A 14,572-nucleotide genomic window follows, 5' to 3' on the forward strand; every position below is an offset into this window, starting at 1 on the left:
AAGTGAGTACATTTATTTTCGGGGGGCTTCATCTAATTCAGCGCACATCCACAATGACTGCAGGTCGCACGTCGTCGCCCCTTGGATTTCGATGCCAGGTGAGAAGCACACTGACGGCACCGATGCCGGAAATAGAGACGGCAACCGGGACAGGCGGTACTTTCACGGGACACTGAGGAGAGATAGGTCGTTCCACAAAAAGTGCACTGATATTTGTCCCACGCGCCCATGGCTACGAGTTCGAGCACGAAGAAAGCGCGTGTGATATCGAGCAAAGGTGCCGGTACCAACTGCCTGTACGCCTCGAATACATCGCTCAGGAGGCGCGCGGAACTGCAGCAGCCTGTACACTGTAATCGTCGATGCAGATGCCACACCAGAGTGGCCTGCAGCATTCGCTGGTCGTTCTTTTGGTACCAGGTATCGGTGAAGGGCACCTGACCCGGTGGGGAAGGGTGGCCGATGATCTGGCGGTAGAGGCGTTTGACCAGTTTCTTCTCGAGTCCGGTCAGTCGCCATACGAGGCCGGCCCGGGCCCCCTGGCGTATCAGATGCGCGGCTTCCGTGATTCTTGTAGCGTAGTCACAGAGTTCAACGCCGGCGTCGTCAGGATCAACCCGGCCAGCACCTTGCGGCTGGTGAGATGAGCAAAGGGCAGGAGTTTCCGCTGTCTTCATGCCAGTTCAACTTTGTAAGAGGCACCGACGATAAGCGGCGCCTGCGCCATGATCGCCCCGATCTCATTCTGATCCTCATCCTTCAGTGCAGTCAGCAGGCGCAGCCACCAGCCTGTTTCCTGCTGGGGAGTGATCAGCGGGATTTTGATCTGCGTGATCTGTGCCAGTGTTCTTGGAGACAGGTTTCCCACCATGCCGGCCATCTCACTGGGTATTCCCAACAGTACGCCAGCGAGATGCGGATCCTGTCTGGCGAGATCACGCGCCTGTATCAGGTATTGGAGGTTAAGGTCAGAAAAATCGATGTTCATCGTTAATCTCGGAAATGAGCCGTTTTTTTTATTTCGATGGTCGGAATCCTACACCGGGAAGAAGCGGGGAAGGGGCACGATAAGTGACCCAAAACGGGCGTTTATCGAGCTCCCCATGGCGGGTGAATTGTGGTAAGGGGATTGCCGTTGTAAATCTCTCAGGGGCAGTGTCAGGCGGATCGGAAAAGCGCGTAACGACATTTGTAAATGGCGTGCTCGTTACCAAAAACAGATTGGAAAAATTATAGAAAATCCCTGTAACCTACTGTGTTTCTTGCAAAATAATTGAGTGAATTACTCAATATTTCCAGGGGATATGCCGTTATCTCAGAGTAAGTCGCAGCAAAAAAGAGACCCAGACATGCAAACTGTGCTGATTATCGATGACCAGGGACTGACTCGGATGATTCTCTCTGAATTTGTTAGATCTATAGGGCCTGAGTTCGAGGGAAAGGCTTTTGAGACCCCTTTAGCCGCCCTCGACTGGGCCAGCCATAACACCGCAGTTATGGCGTTGGTCGATTACCAAATGCCAGGTATGGATGGCGTTGAATTTACCCGACGGCTTCATAGACTTCCAATGTGCGAAGATGTGCCGGTCGTGATGATTACTGCACTCACCGACTCCAATAAAGCGATTCGGTACGATGCGCTGGATGCGGGCGTGGTGGAATTTTTGTCAAAACCCATCGACTACATCGAGTGGCGGGCGCGCTGCCGGAATCTCCTGCAATTGCGCAGGTACCACCACCAGGACCAGTTCTACTCAGAGATGGCAGATCTTATGCTGAACATCACGCAATCGGTCAGCGGCAGAAACCCGCGACGCCTGGGACACATCAGCCGCCATATCGCTGCGCAGTATGGATTGTCAGCCTGGGATTGCGAACTGATCCAGCAAGCGGCGCCATTGAATGATCTGGGCCTTTTTGGGATACCTGACAACCTGTTGTCGAAGCCATCCACGTTACTTCAGGCAGAGCACCGAGTTGTGCAGGGTCATACCATTACCGGATATCGGCTGCTGCAGAAGGGTCGCTCCGAAGTATTGTCAATGGCATCGAAGATCTCCCTGTCTCATCATGAACACTTTGACGGAACCGGTTACCCACACGGGTTTGGAGGGCGGGATGTCCCGCTGGAGGCGCGGATTGTCTCCGTGGCCGATTGTGTCGATGCCCTGCTGTCGGATCGACCTTACCGGCGGGCATGGCCAATTGAGCAGGTATTTGATTACTTGAAGGACAAACGCGGAAGAACATTCGATCCTGACTGTGTGGATGCGTTTTTTCACAGGTTGGACCCGAGGCTGCTGTCTGGCGGGGAGTGTGGCGATCATCTGATCACTGGATAAATGACAGGCGGTTACTCCTCCAGGTTTTATGCAGCTCCCTGCTTATTCAGCGCACATATCGGACAACTGGGCGGCGTACGGGAATCGTCTGCCAATAGATAGTCAATATGACAATGGTGGCAAGCCTGGAAGTAGGCGGCACCGGTTTGAATATCCCGGGCAATGACCCAGGCCTGCGTAATATCGATGGGTATCCTTTGTGTGTTCGGCGGCGTTATCTCTCCTGCAAGTACGAGATATCGATCATAGGCTGCCAGCAGGTTCGTCAGCTCGATCCCTTCGAAGATTCCGGAACCAGCGGATGCTCGATAGAGCACGGCGAAAACAGAGGCCGATGCCTGGGCTGCCCGGGTACGGAGGATGCCACTGGTTGAGGTGATCTGGCCGGATGCCGGCCGTTTCCCATGGATTTCATGCACCAGCGACCGCAGGGACTTGGGGTTGATGCGGGTGATATGGCTGACGATCGAGACGTGCATGCCTCGCTGTAGCAACGCAACAGCCGTTTCGAACTGATGGAACGCCGCCAGCTTCACCGCTGAGTCGCCTCATCGGCGGCCATCAACAGGGTCTGGATTTGAACTGCATAGGCGGCCCAGCTTCTATTGCCGAGTGTTTCGCTCCAGAATTTTGGGTGAAAGCGTGGGTGGAATACCATCACCTTGGAGCGGGCGATCGCATTCATATCCTGGAGCGACAAACGGGCGATGCGAATTACCACCGACCGGTCAAGTCCAAGTACCACCGCCGCTGTTTCCTGGTTCGATCGGGCCATTTCCCGCGCTTTGAAAAGCCAGGAGAGATTCAGGTCAAGAATATCCGGATCAGAGGCCGGCATGCACTACCTCCGGGCAATTGGCTGCCACTGCCCCTGATTCGGGGAAGGGAAAAAAATTGGCTGACGTCATCGTAGGATCGCTGGGTTAAAGTCTGATGTTGGAAACGCCCGTAATCATCGGTTTACACCGGCAACAGGCGCGATATTAGCGGTGAAAAAGGAAGTTTATCTCACTTGCCGTGTGAATATGCCACACTGTATCGGTTAAAAGTACGGTAATATGATCTTATTTACGTCTAACCAACGCAAAATGCGATATCTTATGCCCAATGAATCGAACGGTTTTCGAGGTCTATCATGCGCGATAATAATCAGAAAAATAAAGAAAATAAGGTTTTGAAAGATTGGGATCCCAGCGTTTTCGCGGCCCGATTAAGAGCTGCGATGGGCGAGCATTCTGTCTACAGGTTCGCGAAAAAGTGTGGTTTCACGGAAAGCACATTGCGCAAGTACCTAGCCGGTGATTCCATCCCCGGTGCCGATAAGCTAATACACATGGCCCAGGTGGCCGAGGTCAGCCTGCAGTGGCTGGCATTGGGGGAGGGGGACCGCAGCGGCAGTGTCGGATGGGATCGGATTACACCCCCGCAGTTGGCCGTCGTGCTGGAGTTTGAGCGTTATGCGCAGCGCAAGCGTGATACGGGTATTCGGGATGCCGTCAGATCTTTCGTCGAGAAATACAATCAAGGGGTGCTCGAACTCGGGCAGGTCGGAGAGATCGAACGAATTAGCGAAGATGAGTTGATCCTGTGGCGCGACCTTGCCTGGGAACGACGGGTTGAAAAAGCGTCAATCGACGAAGCGATCCTGTGCACGGCGATCGAAATTGCCGAGGAGATGACGGATACTTCCGGGAAGGTGATGGAAGCTGCAAAGAAAGCGAAGCTGGTTGCCGCCATCTATCGGTTGAGTGCCACCACGGAGGGCGGCGTGGATCGTTCCATGGTCGTGAATCTCCTGAGCTCCTACTCCTGAATTACCCGCTGCGGGCCAAACCGGACCAATAGCGGCCCGCGATAGTTTCCGCCGCAAATCATGATTCCCTGTCTTTGGCGGTTTTCGTTGTCCTCCGGCCCGTTTCTTCGTGCTCAAGCCGACACACTCCTTTGTTCGTTGTTTTTAAATAAACAAGATCGAAAGCGCGCCGTAAGCGGGCATCTACTTTTGTTTTTGATTACGCCTGAATTGATTACCATAAAAGTCAAATCACGAAGGAGATACGCTGGAAGCTGTTCGCCTCTATTTCGGTATTGCGGCAGATCGAAGTCTCTTGTGGTCAATCAATTGCAAAGCAAGAGGGGAGTGCAATGGATGAACATTTACGCCGGGAGCCTGTCGTTGAAACCGAAGTGAATCAGCCGGCCCCGATGGTATTGCCGATCGATCGTATACACCCCTACGAACGCAATCCCCGCCAGGGTAACAACCCGGAGTACGACCGGATCAAAGCCTCCATCCGTGCAACCGGGCTCGATCAACCCCTGACCATTACGCAGCGGCCAGGCGCCGATGATTACATCGTCCACTCCGGCGGCAACACCCGTTTGCGGGTGCTGAAGTCATTGTACGAGGAGACGGGTGAGGCGCGATACGCAACCGTGGCCTGCCTGTTCAAGCCTTGGCATTGCGAGTCGGAGGTGTTGCTGGCGCACCTGCGGGAGAATGATCTTCGCGGCGGTCTGACCTTCATCGACAAGGCGCGCGCGATACTGGAGATCAAGAGACTGCTGGAAACCGAGTGTCAGATTGAGGAGCTCTCCCAGCGACGCCTTGAATCCGCGCTGCAGCAGGGCGGGTACGCCCTCAGCAGCGGATTGGTTTCGCGCATGGGGTACGCCGTCCAGACCCTGCTGCCATTGATCCCGCAGGCACTGCATGCCGGCCTGGGCCGACCACAGGTGCAGAAGATCCGGGCGCTGGAACGGGCGGCGCGGCAGGTCTGGCAGTCGCATGAGCTGGGGGCAGATACGACCTTCGATCCGGTATTCGCCGCATTGTGCCAGCGCTACGACGACCCCGACTGGGATACCGAACTGTTGCGCAACGCACTCGAGAGCGAGATCGCCGAACAGGCCGATGTCAGTGTTCACCTGATCCGGATGGAACTGGATGCGCGGATCGAAGGGCGGGCAGTGATGATACCGCCGCCGGAAGAAGACCCGGATTTAGACGAAGACGACGTCGACTGGCTCGATAAGCCTCCCGCCAACACCAAATTTGATAGTCCAGTATCCCTCGCCCCGGAACCTGGCAAACGCCAGGATCAACCATTGGCTGATTGTTCACCCGACTCTGATATTTCCGAAGACCCTGATGTCGATCCGGTAGCGGAAGCACTTCCCGATAACGAAGTTGGCATAGCCCCGGCGTCGAATGACTTTGAGTTCCCGGATACGACAATTCTGGATGAGGCACCGGCGGGCGTCGGTGTCGCTGGCTCCGCCGATCTGAAATCGCTGCGTGCCCGCGCCTGGACCCTGGCGTCCAGAATGGCCCAGCGCAATGGGCTGAGCGACCTGGTGCTGCCGCTGTCCAGACAAGGGCTTGGGTTTACACTGCGCGACGTACCCGATCCGGCCCTGGCCGATCAGCTGGACGAGGCGACCCTGAGTCAGCTCTCGTTGATCTGGTGGCAACTGGCTGCTTGTGCGGAACTGACCGTCGCTCCCGCCGCATCCATCCTGCCGCACCTGCCCACTGAGTCTGTGCTGCGACAAGCGCTGGAGCAGCAGGATCCAGCGCGGCTGTTCGACAGTGTCTGGACGCTGGACCCGGGCCAGACCGGCCACCGCCTGTGGCGCCGGCTGGGCGACAGGGACTGGATGGATCTGTTGAACCTGATGGACTGCTACCGCCGGATGCACCATCTGGCAGAGGAGCGGCAACTCGATCTCTGGGCAGCGCCATGAGCGTCTGTACCAAAGAGTCCGATCTGGTCACTGCGGTGCTGATGTACGCACTGCGCTGCTTGGCCGAAGGCGACCGAGCGGCACTGCGCAACATGAACTTCGGACCACATGAGATCGAGGCGCTGCGCGCCATGACCTTGAGTGATCTCTACCGGGTAGAGTCGTTGCGCGCCCATTGCCTGCGTATTCGTCTCGACCGGCAGGTTTACTGGCCGATGGTGGACAACCTGCAGCGCCAGCGCCAGTCTGAAGAGCTACAGCACAACCTGATCGCCGCTGATGCCCCGCTGGAGATGATGCAGACCCTGTTCGGCTTCAATGCCCGGGAGTACAGTCGGCTGCGCCGATCCTTCTCCGTTGACCCCGCGGTAGGTCGACCGCCGGAGCCGGACGAGGCGACCAGTCACACGCTGTGGGCCGCCTGGGTGGCCCGAGTCGATCCCGACACCCCCGAACTGCCGGCGCCCGATGGCTATCTAGAACTTCACCGGGAGACCGGCATCGGACTGCGCGCCATCTGGCACCTGACCCGGCAATGGTCGGAGTATGGTGACCCGAAGGATGTCGTTGCGCACGTGGATAACCCGCATGGATAAACACCAGGCCAACGTTCGTCCCGAGATACTCGCGCTGGGTACCCTGATCGAGACGACTATCGAACGGATCTCGGTCAATGAACCAAAACGGCACGGTGATGGCATGCTGTTCCTCGATAACCGGCTGACGGCGTTTCCGGTTCGGGTGGTACAGGACCCGGTACTCGAGCCAGTGGACAAACTGGCTTGGATGACTATGCTGCTGCAGGCCCGTGCTACCCGCGGGTATGCCGCCTTTCCGAGTTCCAGCGATATCTGCAAGACCGCCAATATTGCTTCCAGATCCACGGTTGCACGCGCCATTGCGGTGCTGCGTGCCACACGCTGGCTGACCCTCTGTACACGCGTCCGGGGCAACGTGTTCGCCCTGCATGGTGAACCCCTTCCCCTGGCTGATGTGCTGTACCTGGACACCGGTTATATGGCCTTTCTCCGGGACGCTCAGAAGAATGTCCATGCCCGGGTGCGCCATGTGGTCAAGGGCGTACTGGCAACCCTGGACGAGGATATCCGGCGCGGTGTCAACGTGTGTGCCAGTGATCACCCGACTTGCGGACACAGAGACGCAGTGGAATCCCTGACCAATGAGGCTGCTGGTCGTTCCAACGCTTGTAGCGGACCGGCGGTCGAAGAAGCGCAGAATACCCGGCCAAACGCACCCAAGACTGAAAGACCGGAACCCGAGTCATCTGTTACCCAGACACGCCCTGTCGCAGACACTGCGCCAATAACCGGAATCGACGGCGACCCGTTGATCTATCCAAAGCGACTCGGGGAGAACCCGCGCGAACTGACGCATCGCTATCTTTCCTGTGTCCTGCCCGAGCAGCGACAACCGATCCTCGACGAACTGGAGGGCCGTTTCCGCTCCGAGACAAGAGGCATGCGCCCCCTCTATGATGAGATGAGTTTTCTCTACAGCCTGTGCAAGGCTATGCGCAATGGAAAATTCAAGCTGAACCTGGGTGTCCCGGTACAGGCAGAGAGAGCAGCAAGAGAGAAGGCGAGGAAGCGATCACAGCATCTAATCCAACGTCCCAATCACACTGATCCCCGTAAGTTGAGAGACCAGCTGAAAACCGGCATCGATGCGTTGTCAAGGATGAAGGCGTCCCTCGGTCAGTATGACCGCTCAGATCCGGATGCATCGAAAACGTCCGGATCCTCACCGAACGATTGAAAGTTTAAGCTCACACCTTCGTATTCCCGGTCTCTACACCTGACGCGCCTGTGCCCAAGGACATCCACTGCCCGGTGCAGTTTGAGTCGGTAGACTTGTTCGACAGGGACTTCCTAAAAAAGTAAGGCATCACTGCATGGCGGATACGAAATACGCCAACTCGATCGTTGGTAGTTGGCCTACAGGCAGCTGAACTATCCCAACGGACCACTATCCGGCGGTATGAAAATGGGTGAGGTGCTAAGCAGTGACCATCAATAGAGAGAAAATGCATCCCTGTTTTACCCAGTTCAAATTTCGGAATAGATACCTCGTGTGTCCGATATTCGGACGGGTGGATCAGGATGACCCGGTAGTTTGTGGATAACTTTGGTGGAAGGTCTGTCCGATATTCGGTCGACCGAATATCGGACAAGGCACTAGTTTCGGCGAAAACCGGGCCTTCCGGAAAGCCGGCTGCTTGCCTGCAGGGTTAGAGAGCCAGGCCAAAAAATATAGATGTAATATATAATGAAAGTTAAAAATAATATTGAATAGTATAGTTATTATTAAATATAAACTCGTCTTTATAGAGTTGAGATGAGGAAGAAATTGAGAAAGCAAAGCAATCACATACGTTGGAAAGTGCTGACACTGTCAGCACTTTTCCAACTCAAAACCTGTCCGATATTCGGACGAGTGGGTCAGGATGAACCCTTGGTTTGTGGATAACTCGGGCGGGGTGTGTGTCCGATATTCGGTCAACTGAAATCGAATCCGGTCCCAATGTTCTACCTGATCTGAAATTCAGGACGAGTGTGGCCTTGCGTCAAGTGCCGGAAAGCAGATGGATCTTATTGATAACATTGATAATAAAATCTGATTTAACCATTTCCAGCATGTTGGGCAGCGGATGGAATCGATAACGCTAAGCCTGTCTGCACGATGAAGTCCGCTGGCACTGTGGGTACTTTTCCATTCCAAGACCTGTCCGATTTTCGGACGAGCAAGTCGTGATGCAACCTTAGTCTGTGGATAACTCAGGCGGGGTGTGTCCGATATTCGGACAATCAAACTTGGTGCCTGGCGCTCGTTTTTGCTGGAAATCGATCGAGCAGCTCGCTTGGTGATCACACGTTTCAGCTGAATACCGGGACCTCGATATCTTGACAGACAGTGTAATGAAGTAGCAGCAACAAGTTGATAATAAATAGAAAATAATCAGTCTTCCCCGCTGCTTCCTGGTTGTGGTACGAATAGAGAAAGAGGGAATGTAGCACTTCCCAGCGTTACATGATGCTGACACTGTCAGCACTTTTCCACTCCGAAACCTGTCCGATATTCGGTCAACTGAAATTCGAACACGGGTAGTAGTAGTTTTTATTTATAAAACACTACTACTACTTTTTTTGTTTTTTTATAAATATTCCGCGTGCGCGCGCGAACCACTCACTGCCGTGTCCCTTCCATTTCCGCCGTACCCTGCCAATTAACCACGACACAACCGTGCAGGGTTTCCGCTTGTCACTGAGCCGGGCAGACAGGCAAATTGGGGTCAACTTCCATCGACCCAACCGCCAGGGCAAACCCGATGCGTTCAGACACTCCCGCAAGCACCGACCAGATCCCCAGCCTCACTCCACAACCGACTCTGGGCGCACTTCGTGGCCAGGCCTGGTTGACCGTCCAGACCCGACAGGCCCAACGCCTGATCCAGGGCCGCAACGGCAGCAATGAGAAACCTGCCATCATCGGCCTGGTCGGATTCGCCGACCGGTTGAGACTGATCTGGCAGGCGGCCCGTAACGATGACCCCTATGCGGACTGGTGGCTGATCAGGATCCATGAGGCGATCGACCAGGCGCGTGAGCTCGTGCGCCGGTCACAGTCCGAGATCGATGAAAAGCTGGCACAGTCTCCGTCCATCGAGGTGCGGGTGGCAGCGTCACTGCGTCCTTATCGCATCCCTTTGCAGTTTGCCAACCCCTACGCCTACCAGGGCGCGCATCTGATCGGCGAGTACGACACCCTGGTGCGCACCTTGCTGAGCGGCTGCCACGTTGGCCTGCTGGATCGTGCATCCACGGAACGATCCGCTCAACTGGCGGGCCGTCGCATCCGTGGAGTCTTTCTGCTTCCCCAGAGTTACCGATTTCTGGGCATTGATCGGGCATCGGTTCAGCGACAGGATGAGAAGGCTAAGCGGGCGCAGGCACTGATGGGTGATCTCCCGCCAGTGGTATTGTCCGGCGAGCAGCAGGCACCCGAGGTTCCGCGCAAGCTGAACTTTCCGGAGGGATACCGCAAAGCCGCAACAGAGACATCTTTGCGGCCGGTGCCAGATTCCGATTCGCGGCATGGCGAGGAGTAGATCGTTATGTGGTTCTCGCATCACCCTGCAGTTAGACAGCCGGATCGCGCTGGAGGCGATCATCCTGACACGGATCGAACGCGTTCCGGCACGCCGCCGTCAGGAGTGGTTGCGCGGACTGCTGGTGCAGGGCTTTCGGGCCGAGTGCCAGCTGCTGCGCACGACTGCCGCAGAACCAGAGAACGGCGCGCCGATTTCCTTCTCCCGCTGGTTGGCGGCGGACTCAACTCCGCAACCCCAACATTCACCGCCCACCGCTTCGTCAGCGGCACCGACTGCAGCAGCGATCACCAACGGAAAGCCCTTCGCGGGGCTGGGCCGCGTGATTGGATGAGCGACTGGACCGAGACTCAACCAAGGACACAAGGAATAGCGAACCGATGACCTCTCCCAAATCAATGAACCCGGTGCCTGTCGGTCTCGACGATGGCTACGCGTACACCAAGCTGGTACTGCCAAATGGGCAAATGTTCGCGATCCCGTCACGTGCCCGGCTGGGAAAAGCCAATGTCACCTGGATCGACAGCGCCGAGCAGCGCATCTTCGAGTACGAGACCGAAAAACAGATCTTCGCCGTCGGCGAGGTTGAGGGCGAGCCGACCGAGTTCGATGCCTATCCGTTCTCCGGTCTCAATCGGGCCATCGTCCAGCATGCGCTGCAACAGGCGGGGCTGGAGGGACATTCGGTGCATGCCGTCTCCGGACTGCCGGTCGGCAGCTTCTATCTCAAGGACGGCAGCCGAAGGGAGGAGACCCTGGCCAGGAAGCGCGCCAGCCTGAAACAGGTTGTGCAGCCGTTCGACGGGCGTCTCCCGGCCGGGATCGCCTTTCACGAGGTAATCCCGGAAGCGCTGGCTGCCTGGTATGACTATGTCATCACCGAATCCAATGAGGGTGTACAGCTCGAGCCCGAGCGACTGCAGGCCCCGCTGGCCGTGGTCGATATCGGCGGGCGGACCACCGATTACGTGGTGGTGGCGGATCAGGCGGTTGTGCATAACGCATCGGGTTCGCTGCGCTGCGGGCTGCTGGACGTGAAACGGGAGCTGGCCGATGGCATCCGTGCCCGGTTCGACCTGGAAACGGTGAGCGAGCGCAGGGTCGAGGCGTCGATCCAGTCTGGTACGGTTCGGCTGTTCGGAGAAAACCAGGATGTCACAGATCTGGTGCAGCAGGCGCAGCGGCAAATGGTCGAACGCCTGCACAGTGAGACACAGCGACAGCTGGGCCAGGGCGCGGAACTCGAGCGGATTCTGTTCGTGGGTGGCGGCACGGTCGCACTCGCCGCGCAGATCCGGGACTGGTTCCCAAACCAGGCCATCGCCGAACATCCCGCCTTCGCCAATGCGCGCGGCATGCTGAAGTACCTGCGCTATGTCTGCGAGGCCTCCGATGCGGCCTGAACGGCAGCAGATGAATTTATACGTGGTCACTGCGGACTCAGTGGCAAACAGGCACCTTCGGACCGGGTAACAGGTGCAGCGATGCAAGTCGCCGGTCCACCTTCAACGAAACGGAAAATAACTACCGTTTCAACTACCTTGCCGGGGAAGCACTCCCGCCAGGGAGTTGTGCTTCTCCGGACCAAACCAACCCCATGGAGAAAGCACAATGTCAAATAACGAAAGTCAAAAGTATTTCGATCTTCACACCAGCGGCATCGGGTATCTCAACCGTGTCCGTGAGGTGACACCGAAAGAGGGTACCCCCTTCCTCAGCGTCACCATCGCTGCACTTCGGGGCAGCGTCGACAACGCCCAGTACACGCACTTCGAGTGTCGCGTGTCCGGTATCCAGGCGCAGAAAGTCATGCGCCAGGTTCAGCCGGCGCTCGAGGGCAAATTGAAGGTGCTCATCGGGTTCACACTCAGTGACCTGTATGCGGAGTCCTTCATCTTTAAGAGCGGGGAAAAAGCCGGAGAGACCGGTGTCAGTCTCAAGGCCCGACTGTTGCGTGTGTCATGGGCCAAGGTCGACGGTCAGCCGTTCTATAAGGACCAGGAACACGCTGCGTAACTTCACACCCGCCGGATAACTTATCCGGCCCACTTCCACCCCTGGGGGATCACTCCCCCCGGGACTGATCTTCCCTTCATTTCGAGGAGATCAGTCATGACAACCACGGCATCAACCGTAACGAAGAGAACGAAAGACCGTTTCGATGGTTTTTCGTTATCTGAACTCAACGACGCGGAGAAGCAGTCACTCAAGGCATTGGCGCTGACCCTGCTAGCAGAGCAGCACCAGCCGGGAAAGGCGCTGACCAGCCCGGAGGAGACGCGCAGTTATCTGCGTCTGCGACTGGCTGAATACAAGAACGAGGTGTTCGGATGTCTGTTTCTTACAAACCGCCATCGGATCATCAAGGTCGCCGAGTTGTTTCACGGCACCATCGATGGCGCTTCGGTTCATCCACGGGTCGTGGTGCAGCAGGCGCTCGAGCTCAATGCCGCCGCGATCATTTTTTACCACAACCACCCCTCCGGCGTGGCTGAACCCAGTCATGCAGACGAGGCGATTACCCGTCGGTTGAAAGAAGCCCTTGCACTGGTTGACGTGCGGGTGCTCGACCACTTGGTCGTCACCGCCGGTGAAAGTATCTCGTTCGCAGATCGGGGGCTCATTTAACGGTTCGATAGTTTTTCACAAACCCTGTCGGGAAAGCATTCTCTTTCCCGGTAGGGAAGGGAGTGTGACTCGGCATCTTTCCAAAAGGAGAATAACAATGTCCAATGCTTCAACAGATTACACTGAGGAATCTTTTTTCGGTGAAGTCATCTCCACCTATACCCGTGCCCAGGCCATCGAAGATGGTGTACTGATCGATGCGGGTCCGATAGCAAAGGAACTTGGGTTCAAGTTTCCGGTTGCTATGACAGCTGCTGTCTGGGCCGACTGTGTCGCCTGGACCGACAGCGACAGTCAGAAAATGCCTTTTCAGGATCAGTCCGGAAGGCTGTACGACGTGCTGTTCATGGCGGCCTTTGCCATTCAAACCAGTGAGGAATCCAGTGATCGGCTCCTATACGGAATGCTCCGGTATGAGCTCTACCGGGTCCCGCGTGATGGGTTTTCTACCGAGGCAAAGCCGGTAACGCTGAAACTGATCATCGGTCCCGGTGATCATGGTGAACCGGTCATAACTGTCTTGCTTCTTACAGAGGACTGAAAACAGCCGGAATCTTCCGGCATCTTGCCCCTTGCCGCTTGATGATATGGACCCATCCCGCTTCCTCGGAGGCTTTCGGTAAACCACAATAGGTTTAGGAAGCTTTTCGGTGAAGCGGGAGGTCTACGATGAACATTACGACGATTGGTTTGGATATTGCGAAGAACGTGTTTCATCTGGTGGGTACAACAAGCAGCGGTGAGCAGGAGTTCAAGAAACGCCTTAAACGATCTGAGGTATTGCAGTATTTTGCCAACCTTCCTGTGTGCCTGGTTGCCATCGAAGCATGTGGCGGCGCGCATTATTGGTCTCGCCAGTTCAGCCATATGGGCCATGAGGTACGACTAATTAATCCGAAGTTTGTGAAACCATATCTGCGTAGTCAAAAGAACGACTATAACGATGCCGGTGCTTTATGCGAGGCGGTTATACAACCACGTATGCGTTTCGTGCCGACGAAAAGTGAGGCGCAGCAAGATATGCAGGTATTGCATCGCAGGCGTGAAGGCCTGGTGAAGGATCGAACGGCGCTAGTGAACCGGGCACGCGGTCTTCTGGCGGAACAGGGGCTGGTTATGCCGAAGGGGATCGGTATTTTCCGCAGACAGTTACCCTATTTGCTCGAAGATGCTGAAAATGGGATCTCCGATCTGCTTCGCGAAGTGCTTTCGGAGACCAGGGAACAATTGCTGGATCTGGAACAGCGAATCAATTGGTATGCACAGCGTTTGGAATCTGTCTGTCGAACTGATGAAGCGTGTCAGCGCTTGGACGAGATACCTGGTTTCGGTGCTATTGTCTCCACGGCGTTAGTGGCAGCGGTGGGCGATGCCCGAGTATTCAAGAATGGTCGTGGTCTGTCAGCTTGGATGGGGTTAGTGCCGCGGCAGTATTCCACTGGTGGTAAACCGCGTCTTCTGGGAATCACCAAGGCCGGAGATCGGCGTTTACGGGCCATGATTATCCACGGGGCTCGCACCGTGGCGAGCTACGCGAAGCACAAAGAGGATCCACTCAGCTTGTGGATCCGAGGAATTCAGGCCAGGAGCGGATCCAATGTAGCGTCCGTAGCTTTGGCCAACAAATTGGTGCGTATTGCCTGGGTTGTCTTGAGCCGAGGTGAGCATTATCGGCCGGCATCAATAACCAGAATTTGAGGCAGCAGGAGAAAGAGTTTACAGGTGGCCT

The 14,572-nt window shown here is 56.1% G+C and carries 16 protein-coding genes; 12 read left to right on the top strand and 4 right to left on the bottom strand.

The features are described from left to right. Nucleotides 1-32: 32 nt before the first annotated feature. Both A3GO_RS26785 and A3GO_RS0100715 read right to left on the bottom strand, forming a co-directional pair. Nucleotides 33-677, bottom strand: a complete 645-nt coding sequence (locus A3GO_RS26785; RefSeq protein ID WP_084609616.1) for a FlhC family transcriptional regulator — start codon at nt 675-677, stop codon at nt 33-35. Next, nucleotides 674-988 carry a flagellar transcriptional regulator FlhD gene (locus tag A3GO_RS0100715; protein ID WP_029131771.1) on the bottom strand — a complete coding sequence of 105 codons (315 nt, stop codon included), beginning with the start codon at nt 986-988 and terminating at the stop codon, nt 674-676. The genes A3GO_RS26785 and A3GO_RS0100715 overlap by 4 nt, the downstream gene beginning before the upstream one ends. Nucleotides 989-1,277: 289 nt before the next feature. Between A3GO_RS0100715 and A3GO_RS21895 the strand changes: the two genes are divergently transcribed. Then, nucleotides 1,278-2,342, top strand: coding sequence for an HD domain-containing phosphohydrolase (locus tag A3GO_RS21895; protein WP_157606651.1), 1,065 nt, complete (start codon nt 1,278-1,280; stop codon nt 2,340-2,342). A gap of 26 nt (nt 2,343-2,368) precedes the next feature. Here the strand turns inward: A3GO_RS21895 and A3GO_RS0100725 are convergent, their stop codons facing one another. Beyond that, a complete protein-coding gene (locus A3GO_RS0100725; RefSeq protein ID WP_029131772.1) occupies nt 2,369-2,878 on the bottom strand; it encodes a FlhC family transcriptional regulator in 510 nt (169 codons plus the stop codon). Next, nucleotides 2,875-3,180 carry a flagellar transcriptional regulator FlhD gene (locus A3GO_RS25065; protein WP_029131773.1) on the bottom strand — a complete coding sequence of 102 codons (306 nt, stop codon included), beginning with the start codon at nt 3,178-3,180 and terminating at the stop codon, nt 2,875-2,877. Before A3GO_RS25065 ends, A3GO_RS0100725 begins: the two co-directional genes overlap by 4 nt. A gap of 297 nt (nt 3,181-3,477) precedes the next feature. Between A3GO_RS25065 and A3GO_RS0100735 the strand changes: the two genes are divergently transcribed. The 11 genes from A3GO_RS0100735 to A3GO_RS0100785 all read left to right on the top strand — a co-directional run bounded on the left by A3GO_RS0100735 (nt 3,478) and on the right by A3GO_RS0100785 (nt 14,541). Then, nucleotides 3,478-4,155, top strand: a complete 678-nt coding sequence (locus tag A3GO_RS0100735) for a helix-turn-helix domain-containing protein (protein WP_157606652.1) — start codon at nt 3,478-3,480, stop codon at nt 4,153-4,155. A 332-nt stretch (nt 4,156-4,487) separates the two neighbouring features. Next, nucleotides 4,488-6,089, top strand: coding sequence for a ParB family protein (locus A3GO_RS0100740; protein ID WP_051301687.1), 1,602 nt, complete (start codon nt 4,488-4,490; stop codon nt 6,087-6,089). Continuing rightward, nucleotides 6,086-6,685, top strand: coding sequence for a DUF2857 domain-containing protein (locus tag A3GO_RS21905; protein WP_051301688.1), 600 nt, complete (start codon nt 6,086-6,088; stop codon nt 6,683-6,685). Before A3GO_RS0100740 ends, A3GO_RS21905 begins: the two co-directional genes overlap by 4 nt. Beyond that, a complete protein-coding gene (locus A3GO_RS0100750) occupies nt 6,678-7,865 on the top strand; it encodes a helix-turn-helix domain-containing protein (RefSeq protein ID WP_029131776.1) in 1,188 nt (395 codons plus the stop codon). The genes A3GO_RS21905 and A3GO_RS0100750 overlap by 8 nt, the downstream gene beginning before the upstream one ends. Before the next feature lie 1,570 nt (nt 7,866-9,435). Further along, nucleotides 9,436-10,215: a PFL_4669 family integrating conjugative element protein gene (locus tag A3GO_RS21910; RefSeq protein ID WP_051301689.1), complete on the top strand. Its 780-nt coding sequence runs from the start codon at nt 9,436-9,438 to the stop codon at nt 10,213-10,215. Then, nucleotides 10,202-10,549, top strand: coding sequence for a hypothetical protein (locus A3GO_RS0100760; RefSeq protein ID WP_029131777.1), 348 nt, complete (start codon nt 10,202-10,204; stop codon nt 10,547-10,549). The genes A3GO_RS21910 and A3GO_RS0100760 overlap by 14 nt, the downstream gene beginning before the upstream one ends. A 46-nt stretch (nt 10,550-10,595) precedes the next feature. Then, on the top strand, nt 10,596-11,618 hold the full coding sequence (gene parM / locus A3GO_RS0100765; protein WP_245621630.1) for a ParM/StbA family protein: 1,023 nt from the start codon (nt 10,596-10,598) through the stop codon (nt 11,616-11,618). Between the two features lie 208 nt (nt 11,619-11,826). Next, complete coding sequence (locus A3GO_RS0100770; RefSeq protein ID WP_029131779.1) at nt 11,827-12,231, top strand: STY4534 family ICE replication protein; 405 nt, start codon at nt 11,827-11,829, stop codon at nt 12,229-12,231. 96 nt (nt 12,232-12,327) lie between these two features. Continuing rightward, nucleotides 12,328-12,843: a JAB domain-containing protein gene (locus tag A3GO_RS0100775; protein WP_029131780.1), complete on the top strand. Its 516-nt coding sequence runs from the start codon at nt 12,328-12,330 to the stop codon at nt 12,841-12,843. Nucleotides 12,844-12,940: 97 nt separating this feature from the next. Next, the gene (locus A3GO_RS0100780; RefSeq protein WP_029131781.1) at nt 12,941-13,384 is read left to right on the top strand and encodes a DUF6573 family protein; all 444 of its coding nucleotides are present in this window, start codon (nt 12,941-12,943) and stop codon (nt 13,382-13,384) included. A gap of 128 nt (nt 13,385-13,512) precedes the next feature. Next, entirely contained in the window at nt 13,513-14,541 is a 1,029-nt protein-coding gene (locus A3GO_RS0100785) for an IS110 family RNA-guided transposase (RefSeq protein WP_029131782.1), read from the top strand. The last annotated feature ends 31 nt before the right edge of the window (nt 14,542-14,572 follow it).

Origin of the sequence: Sedimenticola selenatireducens DSM 17993, from assembly GCF_000428045.1 — a bacterium.
In the GTDB taxonomy this organism is placed as follows: Bacteria; Pseudomonadota; Gammaproteobacteria; order Chromatiales; family Chromatiaceae; genus Sedimenticola; species Sedimenticola selenatireducens.

Excerpts from the sequence above, each read along its gene's own strand:
- A3GO_RS26785 (WP_084609616.1), bottom strand. The coding sequence starts at position 677 with ATGAAGACAGCGGAAACTCCTGCCCTTTGCTCATCTCACCAGCCGCAA.
- A3GO_RS0100715 (WP_029131771.1), bottom strand. The coding sequence starts at position 988 with ATGAACATCGATTTTTCTGACCTTAACCTCCAATACCTGATACAGGCG.
- A3GO_RS25065 (WP_029131773.1), bottom strand. The coding sequence starts at position 3,180 with ATGCCGGCCTCTGATCCGGATATTCTTGACCTGAATCTCTCCTGGCTT.
- A3GO_RS0100735 (WP_157606652.1), top strand. The coding sequence starts at position 3,478 with ATGCGCGATAATAATCAGAAAAATAAAGAAAATAAGGTTTTGAAAGAT.
- A3GO_RS0100740 (WP_051301687.1), top strand. The coding sequence starts at position 4,488 with ATGGATGAACATTTACGCCGGGAGCCTGTCGTTGAAACCGAAGTGAAT.
- A3GO_RS21905 (WP_051301688.1), top strand. The coding sequence starts at position 6,086 with ATGAGCGTCTGTACCAAAGAGTCCGATCTGGTCACTGCGGTGCTGATG.
- A3GO_RS0100750 (WP_029131776.1), top strand. The coding sequence starts at position 6,678 with ATGGATAAACACCAGGCCAACGTTCGTCCCGAGATACTCGCGCTGGGT.
- A3GO_RS21910 (WP_051301689.1), top strand. The coding sequence starts at position 9,436 with ATGCGTTCAGACACTCCCGCAAGCACCGACCAGATCCCCAGCCTCACT.
- A3GO_RS0100760 (WP_029131777.1), top strand. The coding sequence starts at position 10,202 with ATGGCGAGGAGTAGATCGTTATGTGGTTCTCGCATCACCCTGCAGTTA.
- parM (WP_245621630.1), top strand. The coding sequence starts at position 10,596 with ATGACCTCTCCCAAATCAATGAACCCGGTGCCTGTCGGTCTCGACGAT.
- A3GO_RS0100770 (WP_029131779.1), top strand. The coding sequence starts at position 11,827 with ATGTCAAATAACGAAAGTCAAAAGTATTTCGATCTTCACACCAGCGGC.
- A3GO_RS0100775 (WP_029131780.1), top strand. The coding sequence starts at position 12,328 with ATGACAACCACGGCATCAACCGTAACGAAGAGAACGAAAGACCGTTTC.
- A3GO_RS0100780 (WP_029131781.1), top strand. The coding sequence starts at position 12,941 with ATGTCCAATGCTTCAACAGATTACACTGAGGAATCTTTTTTCGGTGAA.
- A3GO_RS0100785 (WP_029131782.1), top strand. The coding sequence starts at position 13,513 with ATGAACATTACGACGATTGGTTTGGATATTGCGAAGAACGTGTTTCAT.